Below are 15,693 nucleotides of genomic sequence, written 5' to 3'. Positions count from 1 at the left end.
GCCAGCGACATCGCGCTGGTCATCTGGCTCGCGGGGCCGGTCAGATCGAGCAACGGATCGGCGGCCGCGACGATCGCGCCGGCGGGTGCGTTGGCAAGGCCCGGAAACGCCTGGTCCAGCGTCATCGGATCGACGAAGCGACCGCTGTTGCTGCCGATCCTGGGTGGTTCGGATCCGGCCGTCAGCGTCGGCGTGGGTTTGCCCTCGAGGGGCCTGAATACGCCGTCGGACAGCGCGGCGCCGTCCGGCGCGAAGGTGAACCGCCCGTCGTGCGGATCATGATAGGGGTTGAACTTCGCCTCGAGCGGCTCCGCGATCACGAAGGCGCTTTCCGGGTATCGCCATCCGGTCCGCAGGAAATGATCGAAGGCCAGACGTGCCGGCGATTTCGCTACCGAAAGACCGTGCATCTGCGAATGCCCCCGTCTTAACCGAACCAAAGGAACATACCATGAACATTGCGCTATGTCAAGATTGCCAAGCGCCTTGCAGCATCCGTCGCTAGCATCCCCGCCAAACCGCGCTAAAGAGCGCTCGCGATGACAGCCAACCCCTCCCTGCTCCCCGAAGGCCTGCGCGATCGGCTTCCCCCCGAGGCGGAGGCGCTCGGGCGCGTGCGCGGCGCGGTGCTGTGGGTCGCCGAGCTCAACGGCTATGCGCGCGTCGAGCCGCCGCTCGCCGAGTTCGAGACGACGCTGCTCGGCCGGCTCAAATCGTCGCGGCCGACCGATCTGTGGCGCGTGATCGATCCGATCTCGCAGCGCACGCTGGCGCTGCGCCCCGACATCACCGCGCAGGTCGGCCGGATCGCGGCGACGCGGATGGCGCACCGCCCGCGCCCGCTGCGGCTCTGCTATGCGGGGCAGGTGCTCAAGGTGCGCGGCACGATGCTGCGGCCCGAGCGCGAGATGTGCCAGGCGGGCTGCGAGATCGTCGGCACCGACGGCGTCGCCGCGGTGGTCGAGGCGATCCGCGTCGCGCTCGATGCGCTGACCGCGGCGGGCGCGACCGGGCTGTCGATCGACCTCACCCTCCCCGATCTGGTGCCGCTGCTCGCCGCCGGGCCGATGCCGCTTCCGGCGGACAAGATCGACACCGTCATCCACGAGCTCGACGGCAAGGATGCCGGCGCGCTCGCCGATCTCGGCGCCTCCGCCTATCTGCCGCTGATCGAGGCCGCCGGGCCGGTCGCCAGCGCGATCCCCAAGCTCGCCGCGCTCGACACCGCCGGCCTGCTCGCATCGCGGCTCGACGGCGTGCGCGCGATCGCCGCGGCGATCGACGGCCGCGCCACCGTCACGCTCGATCCCGCCGAGCGCCACGGCTTCGAATATCAGAGCTGGATCGGCTTCTCGATCTTCGCTGCCGGCGTGCGCGGCGAGGTCGGCCGCGGCGGCAGCTATACGATCGTCCACCCCGACGGCACCGAGGAGCCCGCGGTCGGCTTCTCGCTGTTCCTCGATCCGATCGTCGACGCCGGTGTCGCCAGCTTCGCGCGCGACCGCGTGTTCGTGCCGCTCGGCACCGATCCCGCCGTCGCCGCCGGCCTGCGCGAGCAGGGCCTCGCCACGATCGCCGCACTCTCCGACGCAGACGACGCCCTCGCGCTCGGCTGCACGCACCGCTGGGCGAACGACGCCCTCGTCCCCATCGTCTGAGGATATCAAAGCATGGCCAACGTCACCGTCGTCGGCGCCCAATGGGGCGATGAGGGCAAGGGCAAGATCGTCGACTGGCTGACCGAGCGCGCCGAGGTCGTCGTCCGCTTCCAGGGCGGCCACAATGCCGGCCACACGCTCGTCGTCGGCGAGAATGTCTACAAGCTCAGCCTGCTGCCCTCGGGCATTGTGCGCGGCGCCTTGAGCGTGATCGGCAACGGCGTGGTGCTCGATCCCTGGCATCTCGAGACCGAGATCGCCAAGCTGCGCGGCCAGGGCGTGACGATCACCCCCGACAATCTCCAGATCGCCGAGACCTGCCCGCTGATCCTCCCTTTCCATCGCGATCTCGACGGCCTTCGCGAGGATGCGAGCGGCGCCGGCAAGATCGGCACGACGCGGCGCGGCATCGGGCCGGCGTACGAGGACAAGGTCGGCCGGCGGGCGATCCGGGTGTGCGACCTCGCCCATCTCGACGATCTCGGGCCGCAGATCGAGCGGCTGTGCGCGCATCACAACGCACTGCGCGCCGGCTTCGGCGAGCCGCCGATCGACCGCGAGCGGCTGCTCAACGACCTGCGCGCGATCGCCGACGTCGTGCTGCCCTATGCCAAGCCGGTGTGGGTGACGCTCAACGAGGCCAAGCAGGCCGGCAAGCGCATCCTGTTCGAGGGCGCGCAGGGCATCCTCCTCGATGTCGATCACGGCACCTATCCGTTCGTCACCTCGTCCAACACGATCGCGGGCACCGCGGCGGGCGGTTCGGGTCTGGGGCCGAGCGGCGTCGGCTTCGTGCTCGGCATCGTGAAAGCCTACACCACGCGGGTCGGCTCCGGCCCCTTCCCGACCGAGCTCGACGATGCGACCGGCGAGCGGCTGGGCACGCGTGGCCATGAATTCGGGACGGTCACGGGCCGCAAGCGCCGCTGCGGCTGGTTCGACGCGGTATTGGTGCGGCAGGCGGCGGCGGTGTCGGGAACCTCGGGAATCGCGCTGACCAAGCTCGACGTGCTCGACGGGTTCGACGAGCTCAAGATCTGCGTCGGCTACACGATCGGCGACAAGAGCTACGATTACCTCCCGCCCCACGCCTCGGACCAGGCGGCGGTGCAGCCGGTCTACGAAACGATTGAGGGCTGGAGCGAATCGACACAGGGCGCGCGCAGCTGGGCCGATCTGCCCGCGGCGGCGATCAAATATATCCGCCGGGTGGAAGAGCTGATCCGCTGCCCGGTGGCGCTGGTCTCGACGAGCCCCGAGCGCGACGACACGATTCTGGTGCGGGACCCGTTCTCGGATTGATCAGTCTGGCAAGCACTGCCGTCCCCCGGCGAAGGCCGGGGCCCAGGCCCGTAATGGGCGGCGGGCGCAGCGTTTGTTGAAACAGGTGAGGCCTGGGCCCCGGCTTTCGCCGGGGAACAGCGTCACCCCACCTGCGCCCTCTGCAGCAGCTTCTGGTCCGCCAGCACCAGCGCGACCATCGCCTCGACCACCGGCACCGCGCGGATCCCGACGCAGGGATCGTGCCGCCCCTTGGTGCGGATCTCGGACGCCGCGCCGTCGCGCGTGATCGTCTCGACCGGGGTCAGGATCGACGAGGTGGGCTTGAGCGCGACGCGGACCACCACCGGCTGCCCGGTCGCGATCCCGCCCGCGACGCCGCCGGCATGGTTGGCGAGGAAGATCGGCCGGCCGTCGGGACCGGGGCGCATCGGATCGGCATTCTGCTCGCCGGTCAGCCGCGCGGCTGCAAAGCCGTCGCCGATCTCGACGCCCTTGACCGCGTTGATCGACATGCACGCCGCCGCCAGCTCGCTATCGAGCTTGGCGTAGAGCGGCGCGCCCCAGCCGGCCGATACGCCGTCCGCCACGCATTCGACCACCGCGCCGACCGACGACCCGGCCTTGCGCGTCGCGTCGAGGATCGCCTCCCAGCGCGCCGCCGCCGCCGCATCGGGACAGAAGAAGGGGTTCGCGTCGATCTGCGCATCGTCATAGGCGGCGGGATCGATGCGGTCGCCGCCAAGCTCGACCAGATAGGCGCGGATCCGCACCTCGGGGATCACCAGCCGCGCGACGCCGCCCGCCGCGACCCTGGCCGCGGTCTCGCGCGCCGACGAGCGCCCGCCGCCGCGCGGATCGCGAAACCCGTATTTGGCATCATAGGCGTAATCGGCATGGCCGGGGCGGTAGGAGACCGCGACCTCCGAATAATCCTTCGAGCGCTGGTCGACATTGTCGATCATCAGGCTGATCGGCGTGCCCGTGGTGCGGCCTTCGAAGGTGCCCGACAGGATGCGCACCTGATCGGGTTCCTGCCGCTGCGTGGTGAAGCGCGAGGTGCCGGGGCGGCGCTTGTCGAGCCAAGGCTGGATATCGGCCTCGGAGAGCGTCAACCCGGGCGGGCAGCCGTCGACCACCGCGCCGAGCGCCGGCCCATGCGACTCGCCCCACGTGGTGAAGCGAAAGACGCGCCCAAAACTGTTGAAGCTCACTGCCCCTCTCCCTCCGGGAGAGGGAGGGGCCCGCCCGGCGCAGCCGGGTGGGAGGGTGAGGGCACGCCAAGCGCGACCACGATCGCCGCCAGCACGGCATCGAGATCCCGATCGACGTCATTGTTCCAGATCCGCAGCACGCGCAGTCCCTTGCTTGCGAGGTATTTGGTGCGCCTCGCGTCGTAGGCGACCTGATCCGCATGCTGGCTGCCGTCAAGCTCGACGACCAGACCCGCCTCCAGGCAGAAGAAGTCCGCGATGTAAGGGCCGATCCAGATCTGCCGCCTGAATTTCGCATTGGCGAGGCGTCGCCCGCGCAGCGCGTGCCAGAGCGTCCCCTCCTGCGGCGTCGCCGCGCGGCGGAGGCTTCGCGCTCGCACGAGTGGGTCGGTACCGTCGTGTTGGCGCATCGTGCCCTCACCCTCCCACCGCTTCGCGGCGGGCCCCTCCCTCTCCCCTGAAGGGAGAGGGGTCAAGGGCTACACCAGCGCGATGTCCGGGGCGTCCTCCGCCTTCATGCCGATCACGTTGTAGCCAGCGTCGACATGATGGATCTCGCCGGTCACGCCACTGGCGAGGTCGGAGAGCAGATACAGCCCGGCGCCGCCGACGTCCTCGATCGTCACCGTCCGCTTCATCGGCGAATTGAGCTCGTTCCACTTGAGGATATAGTTGAAGTCGCCGATGCCCCGTGCGGCGAGCGTCTGGATCGGGCCCGCCGAGATGGCGTTGATGCGGATGTTCTCGCGGCCGAGATCGACCGCCAGATATTTGACGCTGGTCTCGAGCGCCGCCTTGGCGACGCCCATGACGTTGTAGTGCGGGATCACCTTCTCGGCGCCGTAATAGCTCAGCGTCACGATCGAGCCGCCGCTCGGCATCAGCGCGCGCGCGCGCTTGGCGACCGCCACCAGGCTGTAGGCGGAGATGTTCATCGTCATCAGGAAATTGTCGAGCGTGGTGTCGTAGAAATGGCCGCGCAGCTGGCTCTTGTCCGAAAAGCCGATCGCGTGGACGACGAAGTCGATCGTCGGCCAGCGCTCCGCCAGCGTCGCGAAAGTCGCGTCGAGCGCAGCCATGTCCGAGACGTCGCAATCGATCAGGAAATCCGAGCCGAGCTGCTCGGCAAGCGGACGCACGCGCTTGGCCAGCGCTTCGCCCTGATAGCTGAACGCGAGCTCGGCGCCCTGGGCATGCAGCGCCTTGGCGATGCCCCACGCCAGCGACTTGTCGTTGGCGAGCCCCATGATCAGCCCGCGCTTGCCGTCCATCAAACCCGCCATGCCGCCTCCTCACGCCTCTTCGGGGGTGTCCCTTAGGCCCTTAGCGGGCGATTCCGCCAGTGCCGCATTGACATGCGCCCCGATAACCATGCCGAAGCCGACCAGCCAGAAGAAGAACAGCATGATGATGACCCCGGCCAAACTCCCGTAGGTGCGATTGTAATTGCCCAGCCTGCCGAGAATGACGGGCAGCAACGCGGTGGTCGCCAGCCACCAGCAGCACACGAACAGCGCGCCCGGCCATTTCGGACAATGCGAATAGCGATATCGGCTCGGCGTCAGCGTATAGAAGAGGATGTAGAGCGCGCCGAACATCACCACAGCCGGGACCAACCGCGAAATGCCGATCCAGCCCGCGGCTTCCTGCGCCAACGGGAGCACGCCGTAGACGAACTGCTCGATCCCGGTCAGCGCGACCTGCGCCGCGAACGCCAACATCATCAGCATCACCGCGACGATGATGATCGCGGCGGCGCCCAGCCGATAGGTCCAGAAGGCGGCGCTGGCGCGCGTGCCATAGGCGCGGCGCAGAATGTCGCGCAGCGTCTCGATGAAGCTGCCGACGGTCCACAGCCCGACGGCCGCACCCAGCCACAGCAGGGGCCCGGTGCGTGCCGCCAGCACCGATTCGATCGCGGGGCGCAGCAGGTCGGCGACGCCGTGCGGCATCACGTGGAGAAAGCTGTCGACCGCGGCGGCGCCATCCTGCGACCGCCCGACCAGCTGCGCCAAGGCCGCCACGATGATGAAGAAGGGGAACAGCGCGAGCAGCGTCAGATAGGCGAGATTCCCGGCATGGATGAAGCCGTCCGAATAGACGCCGACGATGATCCGCTTGACCACTTCATAGGTGCGACGCGGCACGCCAAGCCGCGCCGAGGCGCGCTCGATAGCGTTCGGCCGGACCGCGCGCGCCTCCGGGCTTTCGGGGGAAATATCCTTCACGCGTGGGCTTTCATGGGGCGCTAGACGCCCAGCCCTGCCCTCGGGTTGCGTGTCGTGTCACTAGCCCAGCCCTCGACGAAGCTTTGCAGCTCGGCATCGTCGGCCGGCAGATCGACCAGCAGCGTCACCAGCTGGTCGCCCCGCCCGCTGCCGATCGCGCGATGGAATCCCTTGCCGCCGAGGCGGAGCACGCGGCCCGAGGTCGAGCCGCTGGGCACGGTCACCATCACTACGCCGTCGACCGTCGGCACCTTGACCTTGCCGCCGAGCACCGCCTCGTCGAGCCGGACCGGCAGGTCGAGGCGGACGTCGTCGCCCTCGCGCGTGAAGAAGCGGTGCGGCTGCACCTCGATCGTGACGATCGCGTCGCCGGGGCCGGCCGGGCCGGGCTCGCCCTGCCCGCCGAGCCGGCGCTGCGTGCCGGTCTCGACGCCGGCCGGGAGCTTGAGCTCGATCGTCTTGCCGTTGCCGAGGCTGACCCGCTGCGGGCGCAGCGCCGCGGCGTCCTCGAAGCTGACCGCGAGGCGATAGGCGACATCCGATCCCTTCTGCTGCGGCGGCGCACCGCGCCGACCGCCGAAGCCGCCGCCCCCGCCGCCGTTGAACAGATCGTCGAAGATGCTGCTGAAATCGCCGCCCTGATCGAATCCCGCGGCACCACCAGGGCCGCCGCCCGGTCGGAAGCCGCCGGACCGCCCGGCAAAGGGATTGCCGGCCGACTGGGGCCCGCCGCCATAGCCGAATGGCGCCTTGGGATTGCCGTCGCCGTCGATCTCGCCGCGGTCGAAGCGCGCGCGCTTGTCCTTATCGGAGAGCAGGTCGTAGGCGTTGGTCACCGCCGAGAAGCGATCTGCCGCCTTGGGATTGTCGGTGTTGCGATCGGGATGCAGCTCTTTGGCGAGCTTGCGATACGCCTTCTTGATCGCGGCCTCGTCCGCGGTGCGGGCCACGCCCAGGGTCTGATAGGGATCCGCCATGCCGTACCTGTTTCGCCGTCCTGTCTACACATCGGGCAGTCGCCCACTGTTGCCATATTGCAACAGGTGAGATTGGCCCTCGTCACGCCTAACGCAAGAGCGCCAAGAAGGCTATGAGGCGCGACATGACCGAGAATCCTCATGCGCTGTTCGATACTTGGCTGGTCGAGGCGGAAGCCGCCGAACCCAACGACCCCAATGCGGTCGCGGTCGCGACAGTCGGCGCCGACGGCATGCCGAGCGTGCGCATGGTGCTGCTCAAGGGCCACGACGACCGCGGCTTCGTCTTCTACACCAACCAGCAGAGCCGCAAGGCCGGCGAACTGGCGACCGACCCGCAGGCCGCGCTGCTGTTCCACTGGAAAAGCCTGCGCCGCCAGGTACGGATCGAGGGGCCGGTAAGCCTGGTCTCTCCGCAAGAGGCCGATGCCTATTGGGCGAGCCGCGGGCGCCATTCGAAGCTCGGCGCCTGGGCGTCGGACCAGTCGCGCCCGCTCGACTCGCGCGCGACGTTCGAGCGGCGCGTCGAAGACGCCACCGCGCGCTTCGAGGGTAGCGACGTGCCGCGCCCGGCGCATTGGGGCGGCTACCGCGTCGACCCGCTGCGCATCGAATTCTGGCAGGACCGAGACCATCGCCTCCACGAGCGCCGCCTGTTCACACGCGACGGCGCGGGGTGGCGCGAGGGGTTGCTGTACCCGTGACGACACCCTTTCATCCCGTTCGTGCCGAGCGAACTCGAGGTACGGGCTTCACGCGTCGTGTCCGCCTCGGTCCCTCGACTGCGCTCGGGACGAACGGTGATGGCTGAGGCCATCACCCCCAATTTCAACCGCCGCGCGGCGCTGGCGAGCGTGACGATGGCGACCGCGCTGCTCGGCCTCAAAGGCTATGGCGCGGTGGTCACCGGCTCGGTGGCGATGCTGGCCTCGCTCGCCGACACGGTGCTCGATCTGATCGCCTCGCTGGTGACGCTGTACGGCGTCCACATCGCCGCGCAGCGCGCCGACGAGGACCATCGCTTCGGCCATGGCAAGGCCGAGGCGCTCGCCGCGCTGTTCCAGACCGCGCTGATCGCGGCGTCGGCGGTCGCGATCGCGGTGCGTGCGGCGATGGCCCTCGCCGAGGGTACGCCCGCCGCGTCGCCCGAAGCGGGCATCGTCGTCTCGCTGATCGCCGGCGCCGCGACGATCGTGCTGCTCGCCTATCAGCGCGCGGTGATCGCCCGGACGCACTCGCTCGCGATCGGCGCGGACTATCTCCATTATCAGTCCGACCTCGCGCTCAACGCCGCGGTCGTCGTCGCGCTGCTGCTCGAACGCTATGCGCATTTCGCGCGCGCCGACGCGGTCTTCGGTCTCGGCATCGCGCTGTGGCTGGGCTGGGGCGCCTGGTCCTCCGCGCGGCACGCGATCGACCAGTTGATGGACCGAGAATGGCCGGAGGCGAAGCGCCGCGCCTTCCTCGACGTCGCCGCGACCATACCCGCGCTGTCCGGCATGCACGACCTGCGCACGCGGACCAGCGGGGCGCATGATTTCGCGCAATTCCACATGGCATTCCCGGCCGAGACCAGCGTCGGCACCGCGCACGACGTGATGGACGATGTCGAGGCGAAGCTGGCGGCCGCCTTCCCGGGGCTGCAGCTGATCATCCACCCCGATCCGATCGGCCATGTCGATCCGGAAGGCGCGCTGCCCGCCGCCATCGCCGAGAGGAGCGAATTATGAAGCTACCCTTCCTGCAGGTCGACGCCTTCGCCGACGCGCCCTTCACCGGCAATCCGGCGGCGGTGATGCCGCTCGACACCTGGCTCGACGATGCGACGCTGCAGGCGATCGCGGCGGAGAACAACCTGTCCGAGACCGCCTTCCTCGTCGTCGATGCGACCGGGGCGGCGAATTACGAGCTGCGCTGGTTCACCCCGACCAACGAGGTGGTGATGTGCGGCCATGCCACGCTCGCCAGCGGCCACGCATTGCTCTCGACCGAACCGGCACGCGAGCGCGTCACCTTCCGCACGCGCCAGGCGGGAATCCTCGAGGTCGGCCGCGACGGCGCCGGCTATATGCTGTCGCTGCCGATATGGGCGCCGAGCCCAAAACCGTTGCCTGAGATCGTCGCCGCGCTCGGCGTCGAGCATGTCGTCGAAACGCTGTGGCACGAGCATCGCTATGGCCTCGTCGTGCTCGCCGACGAGGCGGCGGTGCGCGCGGTGACGCCCGACTTCCGCAAGCTCGCAGCCGAAGGCGACTGGCTCACCATCGTCTCGGCGCGCGGCACCGACACCGATATCGTCAGCCGCGCCTTCGCGCCGGGCGGCGGCATCGACGAGGATCCGGTGACGGGCTCGGCGCATGCGGTGGTCACGCCCTATTGGGCGGAGAAGCTCGGGCGCGACACTTTTACGGCCTATCAGGCGTCAGCGCGCGGCGGTCGACTTGGGTGTCGGCTGGCGGGCGACCGGGTGGTGCTGACCGGAAATTGCGTCACGGTGATCGAAGGCAGTTTTCTGCTGTAGAGCGCGGCCACGCGGCGCAACCGGTTCCCCGGCGCAGGCCGGGGTCCAGGCCCGGAGCCGTGTGGCGGGCGCGGCGTTTCGGTAGCGCGGTGGGGCCTGGGCCCCGGCTTGTGCCGGGGAACGCCCCACACCCGCTACGCCGCCGCCATCTCCGCGGCCACCGTCGTCTCGATCCAGCCGCCGCCGAGCACGCGGTCGCCGGCGTAGAGCACCGCCGCCTGGCCCGGCGCGACGCCATATTCGGGCGCCGCGAAGATCACCCGCTCGCCGTCGAACTGTGCCGGCACCGGCTTGGCCATCGAGCGCACCTTCACGGTCAGCGGGCCGCCGGTGTCGCCACCCAGCCAGTTCAGGTCCGACAGCACCGCCTCGGACACCGCCAGCGCCCGCCTGGGCCCGACGATCACGCGGTTGGCCGCCGCATCGAGCCGGATCACATACAGCGGCTCAGGCGACCCACCGATCTCGAGCCCGCGGCGCTGGCCGACGGTGAAGTGGAGCAGCCCGCGATGCTCGCCGAGCAGGCGGCCGCCGAGATCGACGATCTCGCCCGGCGCGCCCGCTTCGGGCCGCAGCTTGCGCACCACCGAGGCATAATCCCCGTCGGGAACGAAGCAGATGTCCTGGCTGTCGGGCTTGGCGGCGACGCCCAGACCCATTTCGGCGGCGATCGCGCGGACGTCGGCCTTGGGCATGCCGCCGAGCGGAAAGCGCAGATAGTCGAGCTGGGATTGCGTCGTCGCGAACAGGAAATAGCTCTGATCGCGCGCCGGATCGACGGCGCGATGCAATTCGGCGCCGTCCGAGCCTGCGACGCGGCGGACATAATGGCCGGTCGCCAGGCAATCCGCGCCGAGCTCGCGCGCCAGCCGCAGCAGGTCGGTGAACTTGACCCCCTGGTTGCAGCGCACGCACGGGATCGGGGTGCGGCCCGCCAGATAATCGTCGGCGAAGCGATCGATCACGCTGGTGCGGAACGCGCTTTCATAGTCGAACACATAATGCGCGATGCCGAGCGTGTCCGCGACCGCGCGCGCGTCGCGGATGTCGCGGCCTGCGCAGCAGCTGCCCGCGCGGCCGACCGCCTCGCCATGGTCGTAGAGCTGGAGCGTGATCCCGATCGTCTCGGCGCCCGAGCGCGAGGCCAGTGCAGCGACCACCGAACTGTCGACGCCGCCCGACATCGCGACGACGATACGGCGTCCCGTAAGGTCGGGGCCCAGCTGGAAGTCGGCGGTCATCAGGCGGCGCGCATAGCCGATCGCGCAGCTTATCGCAAAACCGACTCGGCCGGGCGCGGCATTTACCGATCGTTAGGATTGCAGGGCCAACGCTTCGCGCTCCCTCTCACCAGCAGAGCCGCCGATGGATCCGATCCCCTCTCCTGCCGCCGATCCGGCGCCCGATCATGCCGTGCTGGTCGCCAATGCGGCGCTCAGCCAGGCGGCCAGCCCGACCGCGATGCTCGCACAGCGCCTGATCAGGCAGCGCCGCCAGCGTTTCGACACCGCGCTCGTCGCGCTCGTCGGGCTATTCTCCGCGCACGACCGGGCGTCCGCCGCCGACGTGCTCGACGGCAGCTTCCACCCGCGCGTCGCCCGCCGCCCGGCCGAGCGTTAAGACAGATGAAGCGGAACTTTACCGTGGCGCTTTAGCGATCCTTCAACCGCTTGCGTCTAACAGGTGACGCACACGATGGGGGAGCGTCGTTGGCTACGGCCCAGTTCGAGGTACCAATGATCGAGAACCAGAAATTCCGTCCGGCACAAGTAATCGGTCCGCTCGGCGAGCCGCTTACGCTGGACAGCCTGCCGCCGCCGGAAACGCGGCGCTGGGTCGTGCGCCGCAAGGCCGAGGTGGTGGCCGCGGTCGCCGGCGGGCTGCTGAGCGTCGACGAGGTCTGCGCGCGCTATGCGCTCAGCCTGGAGGAATTCGCCAGCTGGCAGCGTGCGGTCGATCGATCGGGCATGCACGGGCTGCGTGTGACGCGCATCCAATATTATAAGTCGATGTACGAGCGTCAGCAGAAATACTGAACGCACTCAACGACTAACCGCGACGGCCGCGTGCATTTCGATGCCGCGGCCGTTTCGATTCGTCGCACCTCGGGAACGCTCCGCAGGAACGCAATCGTTGCCCATGCGTATCAACCCACCGGGAAGCCGCCGCATGTCAGCGGGACCTGCGGCGCTGGAGGAGATAGAATATGGCGATCATCATTTGGTTGATTCTGGGCGGCATCATCGGCTGGCTTGCCAGCATCCTGATGCGCACGGACGGGCAGCAGGGCATCATCCTCAACATCGTGGTCGGCATCGTCGGTGCGTTCATCGGCGGCATCATCTTCAACCACGACATGAACAATATGGACTTCACGCTGCCGGCGCTGATCGAAGCGTTCATTGGCGCGGTGATCCTGCTTGCGATCGTCAATCTGGTGCGTCGCGGCTCGGTCCGCTGATCCGCTGAGATTGAGAAGGGCCGCGCGTCGCAGGACGCGCGGCCCTTTTTGCGTCTGCCGCAGACGGCGGACGATGGCCGCTACTGCAGCTCGAACGTCACCTGCAGCGTCACCCCGATCTTCTCCTCGCCGGGCTGGAGATCGGTCGCCGCGTCCTTGGCGCGTGCCATCATGAAGACGCGCGGCGCCGGCGGCGCATAGCCGCCGCTTTCGCTGATCGCGACGATCCGCTTGACCCCAAGCCCCGCCGCTCGCGCATAGACCTCGGCGCGCGCGCGCGCCGAGGCCATCGCCTGCACGCGCGCCTCGTCGAGCGCGGCCTCGGGATGGTCGAGCGCAAAATTGGGCCCGCTGATCTGGTTGACCCCCTGCGCGACCAGCGCGTCGAGGATCGCGCCGGTCCGCGCGATATCGTGAAAGGTGACGCTCAGCTGGTTGCTCGCCTGATAGCCGGTGACGGCAGGCGGCTGGTTGTCGGCGTAACGATATTGCGGCTGCAGGCTGAGCGAGGCGGTCCGGATATCCCGGTCCGCGACACCCGCGCGGCGGAGCGCGGCGACCGCCGCCGCCATCCGCTTGGCATTCTGCGCCATCGCCTCCGCCGCACTCGGCGCCTGCGTCACGACGCCCGCGCTTAAGGTCGCGACGTCGGGCGGGCGCGTGACGCTGCCCTCCGCGCTAATCTCGAGCCGCGTGCCGATGATCGGCGCCGTCGCCGGCGTATCGGCGAGCGCGGCCTGTGCGAGCGTTGCGGCCGCCACCGCCGCGACCGATATCGATCCAATCTTCATCATTCTCTCCCTTGCTGCCTGGACATGCTTACCCCACCGTCGTGGCAGCGATCCGATCAACCGACGCTGAACGGCTCCGGGACCGCGCCTTCATCCTATCGCGGTCGTGGAAAACACCGTACAGCTGGCCAAGATCGCCGGGCAAGTTGCGGGACTTGTCACAAGTGACCTATTGAGATAACACACCGATGCGATCCCGGTCAGGGCGCCGGATGGATACAGGGTGGGGCATGAACTACGACACGGGCGCCTGGCAGGACGAGACCGACGCGGGCGTGCCCGACCGGACGGTCGTCCGCCGGCGGCGAATGCTCATCCTCGTGTTCGGCGCGATCATCCTCGCGATGGTTGCGGGCTCGGTGCTCTACAAGCGCGGGCACAAGCCCGCCGTCGCGGCCGCCACCGCCCCCTCGGTCACGGTGATCGTGCCCGGCCAAACCTCGGTTGCCGACAGCATCACCGCGACCGGTACGCTGCAGGCCAAGCGCGACATGCCGGTCGGCGTCGCGGGTGAAGGCGGCATGGTCAGCCGCGTGCTGGTCGATGCCGGCGACTGGGTGCGCGCGGGCCAGACGCTCGCCACCGTCGATCCCGCGGTGCAGGCGGCGCAGACCAGCCAGATGCAGGCCCAGATCCAGTCCGCCACCGCCAACGCCAAGCTCGCCCAGAGCCAGCTCGACCGCGCGCAGGCGCTGGTCGGCCGCGGCTTCATCTCGAAGGCCGACATCGATTCGCGGACCGCTGCGCGCGACGCCGCCGCCGCGGGGGTCAAGCTCGCCCAGGCACAATATCGCGAGATGAGCGCACGGCTGAGCCGGCTCGACATCCGCGCGCCGTCTGCGGGCCTGGTGCTCGCGCGCAACGTCGAGGCGGGGCAGATCGTCAGCTCGGGTTCGACCGCGCTGTTCCGCGTCGCGATGGACGGCGAGATGGAATTCGACGCCCGCCTCGCGGAGCAGGATCTGGCGCGCATCCACCTCGGCATGGCGTCCACGGTGACCCCGGTCGGCACCGTCCACGGCTATACCGGCCATGTCTGGCAGGTCGCGCCGATGATCGATCCGAACAGCCGGCAGGGCGTGGTCCGCGTCCAGCTCGCCTATGCCCCCGGGCTTCGCCCCGGCGGGTTCGCGACCGCGAGCTTCGTCGCCGATCCGCGCCAGGCGCCGGTACTGCCCGAATCCGCGGTGATGAGCGACGCCAAAGGCGTCAACTATGTCTACCTCGTCGGCGCGGACAATCATGTCGTCCGCCGCGACGTCAAGGTCGGCGACGTGTCGGATGCGGGCGTCGCGGTGCTGAGCGGTCTCGGCGGCACCGAACGCGTCGTCTATTCGGCGGGCGCCTTCCTCAACCCGGGCGACAAGGTCGTACCGATCGTCAAGACCGGCGCCTGAGCGCCACGGAGCAGACGCATGCGCAACATCTCCGCCTGGTCGATCCGCAACCCGATCCCCGCGCTCGTGCTGTTCGCGGCACTGACGCTCGCCGGCCTGATCTCGTTCATGCGGATGGACGTCAACGAGACGCCCGAGATCACCTTCCCCGGCGTCATCATCGACGTCTCGCAGCCCGGTGCCGCGCCGGTCGAGATGGAGAATCAGATCACGCAGAAGGTCGAGGCGGCGATCCGCAGCCTCGAGGGCGTCGACGAGATCGACTCGACGGTCGACGAGGGCGATTCGCAGACCTTCGTCCAGTTCACGCTCAACACGCCGGTCGACCGCGCGGTCAACGACACGCGCGAGGCGATCGCGCAGATCCGCTCGCAGCTGCCCAACGGAATCACCGAGCCGCAGGTCACCCGCGTCAAGGCCAATGGCGGCCCGATCGCGCGCTTCTCGGCGACCGCCACCGACATGACGATGGAGCAGCTCTCCTGGTATGTGAAGAACGACGTCTCGCGCCGCCTGCTCGCGATCGACGGGATGCAGAGCGTCTCGACCTCGGGCGCGGTGACGCGCGAGATCCGCGTCATCCTCGATCCCGGCAAGATGCAGGCGTTCGGGATCACCGCCTCGGCGGTCAATGAGCAGCTCCGCGCGGTCAACACCAATGCCGCGGGCGGCCGCGCCGAGATCGCCGGCTCCGAACAGTCGGTGCGGATCATCGGCAACGCGCAGGACGCCTATACGCTCGGCGAGACGCGGATCGCGGTCGGCGGCGGCCGCTCGGTCAAGCTCGCCGACATCGCGCAGGTCAAGGATCTGTACGGCGAGGTTCGCGAGGTCGCCAAGTTCAACGGCAAGCCGACCGTGTCCTTCGGCCTGATCCGTGCGCGCGGCGCCTCGGACGTCTCCGTCTATCACGAGGGGGTCAAGGTGCTCGCGCAGATCGAGAAGGAGAACCCCAAGGTTCACTTCACGCTGCGCACCGCGAGCGTCGAATATACCATCCAGCAATATGAGGCGGCGTTGCACTCGATGATCGAGGGCGCGGTGCTCGCGGTGGTCGTGGTGTTCCTGTTCCTGCGCGACAAGCGCGCGACGGTGATCTCCGCGCTCGCCATCCCGCTGTCCGCGATCCCGACCTTCTGGGTCATGGACCTGATGGGCTTCACGC

Annotated in this window: 17 protein-coding genes and 1 pseudogene; 10 read left to right on the top strand and 8 right to left on the bottom strand. The window is 69.0% G+C overall.

The window, feature by feature from the left end; genetic code table 11:
• Positions 1–320: pseudogene (locus Q0326_RS13730) on the bottom strand (hypothetical protein); the annotation flags it as partial.
• Between the two features lie 219 nt (positions 321–539).
• Between Q0326_RS13730 and Q0326_RS13725 the strand changes: the two are divergent.
• Positions 540–1,658 (top strand): ATP phosphoribosyltransferase regulatory subunit, encoded by a 1,119-nt coding sequence (locus Q0326_RS13725; RefSeq protein WP_298691434.1) that lies wholly within the window; start codon positions 540–542, stop codon positions 1,656–1,658.
• A gap of 12 nt (positions 1,659–1,670) precedes the next feature.
• A complete protein-coding gene (locus tag Q0326_RS13720; RefSeq protein WP_298691432.1) occupies positions 1,671–2,960 on the top strand; it encodes an adenylosuccinate synthase in 1,290 nt (429 codons plus the stop codon).
• A 122-nt stretch (positions 2,961–3,082) separates the two neighbouring features.
• Here the strand turns inward: Q0326_RS13720 and aroC are convergent, their stop codons facing one another.
• The 5 genes from aroC to Q0326_RS13695 form a co-directional block, all read right to left on the bottom strand.
• A complete protein-coding gene (aroC, locus tag Q0326_RS13715; RefSeq protein WP_298691430.1) occupies positions 3,083–4,153 on the bottom strand; it encodes a chorismate synthase in 1,071 nt (356 codons plus the stop codon).
• The gene (locus Q0326_RS13710) at positions 4,150–4,563 is read right to left on the bottom strand and encodes an endonuclease domain-containing protein (RefSeq protein ID WP_298691428.1); all 414 of its coding nucleotides are present in this window, start codon (positions 4,561–4,563) and stop codon (positions 4,150–4,152) included. Before Q0326_RS13710 ends, aroC begins: the two co-directional genes overlap by 4 nt.
• A 69-nt stretch (positions 4,564–4,632) precedes the next feature.
• Positions 4,633–5,436, bottom strand: a complete 804-nt coding sequence (gene fabI, locus Q0326_RS13705; RefSeq protein WP_298691426.1) for an enoyl-ACP reductase FabI — start codon at positions 5,434–5,436, stop codon at positions 4,633–4,635.
• Between the two features lie 9 nt (positions 5,437–5,445).
• Complete coding sequence (locus Q0326_RS13700; RefSeq protein ID WP_298691424.1) at positions 5,446–6,381, bottom strand: YihY/virulence factor BrkB family protein; 936 nt, start codon at positions 6,379–6,381, stop codon at positions 5,446–5,448.
• Between the two features lie 20 nt (positions 6,382–6,401).
• Positions 6,402–7,358 carry a J domain-containing protein gene (locus Q0326_RS13695; RefSeq protein ID WP_298691422.1) on the bottom strand — a complete coding sequence of 319 codons (957 nt, stop codon included), beginning with the start codon at positions 7,356–7,358 and terminating at the stop codon, positions 6,402–6,404.
• Between the two features lie 113 nt (positions 7,359–7,471).
• Between Q0326_RS13695 and pdxH the strand changes: the two genes are divergently transcribed.
• The 3 genes from pdxH to Q0326_RS13680 all read left to right on the top strand — a co-directional run bounded on the left by pdxH (position 7,472) and on the right by Q0326_RS13680 (position 9,879).
• Positions 7,472–8,062 carry a pyridoxamine 5'-phosphate oxidase gene (gene pdxH, locus Q0326_RS13690; RefSeq protein WP_298691421.1) on the top strand — a complete coding sequence of 197 codons (591 nt, stop codon included), beginning with the start codon at positions 7,472–7,474 and terminating at the stop codon, positions 8,060–8,062.
• 99 nt (positions 8,063–8,161) lie between these two features.
• On the top strand, positions 8,162–9,088 hold the full coding sequence (locus Q0326_RS13685) for a cation diffusion facilitator family transporter (RefSeq protein ID WP_298691419.1): 927 nt from the start codon (positions 8,162–8,164) through the stop codon (positions 9,086–9,088).
• The gene (locus Q0326_RS13680) at positions 9,085–9,879 is read left to right on the top strand and encodes a PhzF family phenazine biosynthesis protein (protein WP_298691417.1); all 795 of its coding nucleotides are present in this window, start codon (positions 9,085–9,087) and stop codon (positions 9,877–9,879) included. Before Q0326_RS13685 ends, Q0326_RS13680 begins: the two co-directional genes overlap by 4 nt.
• Positions 9,880–10,013: 134 nt before the next feature.
• On the opposite strand, the gene mnmA is transcribed toward Q0326_RS13680, so the two are convergent.
• Positions 10,014–11,120: a tRNA 2-thiouridine(34) synthase MnmA gene (mnmA, locus tag Q0326_RS13675; protein ID WP_298691415.1), complete on the bottom strand. Its 1,107-nt coding sequence runs from the start codon at positions 11,118–11,120 to the stop codon at positions 10,014–10,016.
• Between the two features lie 124 nt (positions 11,121–11,244).
• Here mnmA and Q0326_RS13670 point away from each other — a divergent pair, with 124 nt between their 5' ends.
• From Q0326_RS13670 to Q0326_RS13660, 3 genes are all read left to right on the top strand, one after another.
• Positions 11,245–11,499: a hypothetical protein gene (locus Q0326_RS13670; RefSeq protein ID WP_298691413.1), complete on the top strand. Its 255-nt coding sequence runs from the start codon at positions 11,245–11,247 to the stop codon at positions 11,497–11,499.
• Positions 11,500–11,615: 116 nt separating this feature from the next.
• The gene (locus Q0326_RS13665) at positions 11,616–11,915 is read left to right on the top strand and encodes a DUF1153 domain-containing protein (RefSeq protein WP_298691411.1); all 300 of its coding nucleotides are present in this window, start codon (positions 11,616–11,618) and stop codon (positions 11,913–11,915) included.
• A 170-nt stretch (positions 11,916–12,085) separates the two neighbouring features.
• Entirely contained in the window at positions 12,086–12,340 is a 255-nt protein-coding gene (locus Q0326_RS13660) for a GlsB/YeaQ/YmgE family stress response membrane protein (RefSeq protein WP_298691409.1), read from the top strand.
• 80 nt (positions 12,341–12,420) lie between these two features.
• Here the strand turns inward: Q0326_RS13660 and Q0326_RS13655 are convergent, their stop codons facing one another.
• A complete protein-coding gene (locus Q0326_RS13655) occupies positions 12,421–13,131 on the bottom strand; it encodes an SIMPL domain-containing protein (protein ID WP_298691407.1) in 711 nt (236 codons plus the stop codon).
• A 230-nt stretch (positions 13,132–13,361) separates the two neighbouring features.
• Between Q0326_RS13655 and Q0326_RS13650 the strand changes: the two genes are divergently transcribed.
• Both Q0326_RS13650 and Q0326_RS13645 read left to right on the top strand, forming a co-directional pair.
• Complete coding sequence (locus tag Q0326_RS13650) at positions 13,362–14,528, top strand: efflux RND transporter periplasmic adaptor subunit (protein WP_298691405.1); 1,167 nt, start codon at positions 13,362–13,364, stop codon at positions 14,526–14,528.
• Between the two features lie 18 nt (positions 14,529–14,546).
• Positions 14,547–15,693: efflux RND transporter permease subunit (locus Q0326_RS13645; protein ID WP_298691403.1), on the top strand; the 1,147-nt coding region annotated here is incomplete at its 3' end.

Origin of the sequence: uncultured Sphingomonas sp. (assembly GCF_937859915.1) — a bacterium.
GTDB lineage: Bacteria > Pseudomonadota > Alphaproteobacteria > Sphingomonadales > Sphingomonadaceae > Solisphingomonas.
The sequence above is the reverse complement of the archived record's forward strand: the minus strand, read 5'-3'. Positions and strand labels throughout refer to the sequence as shown.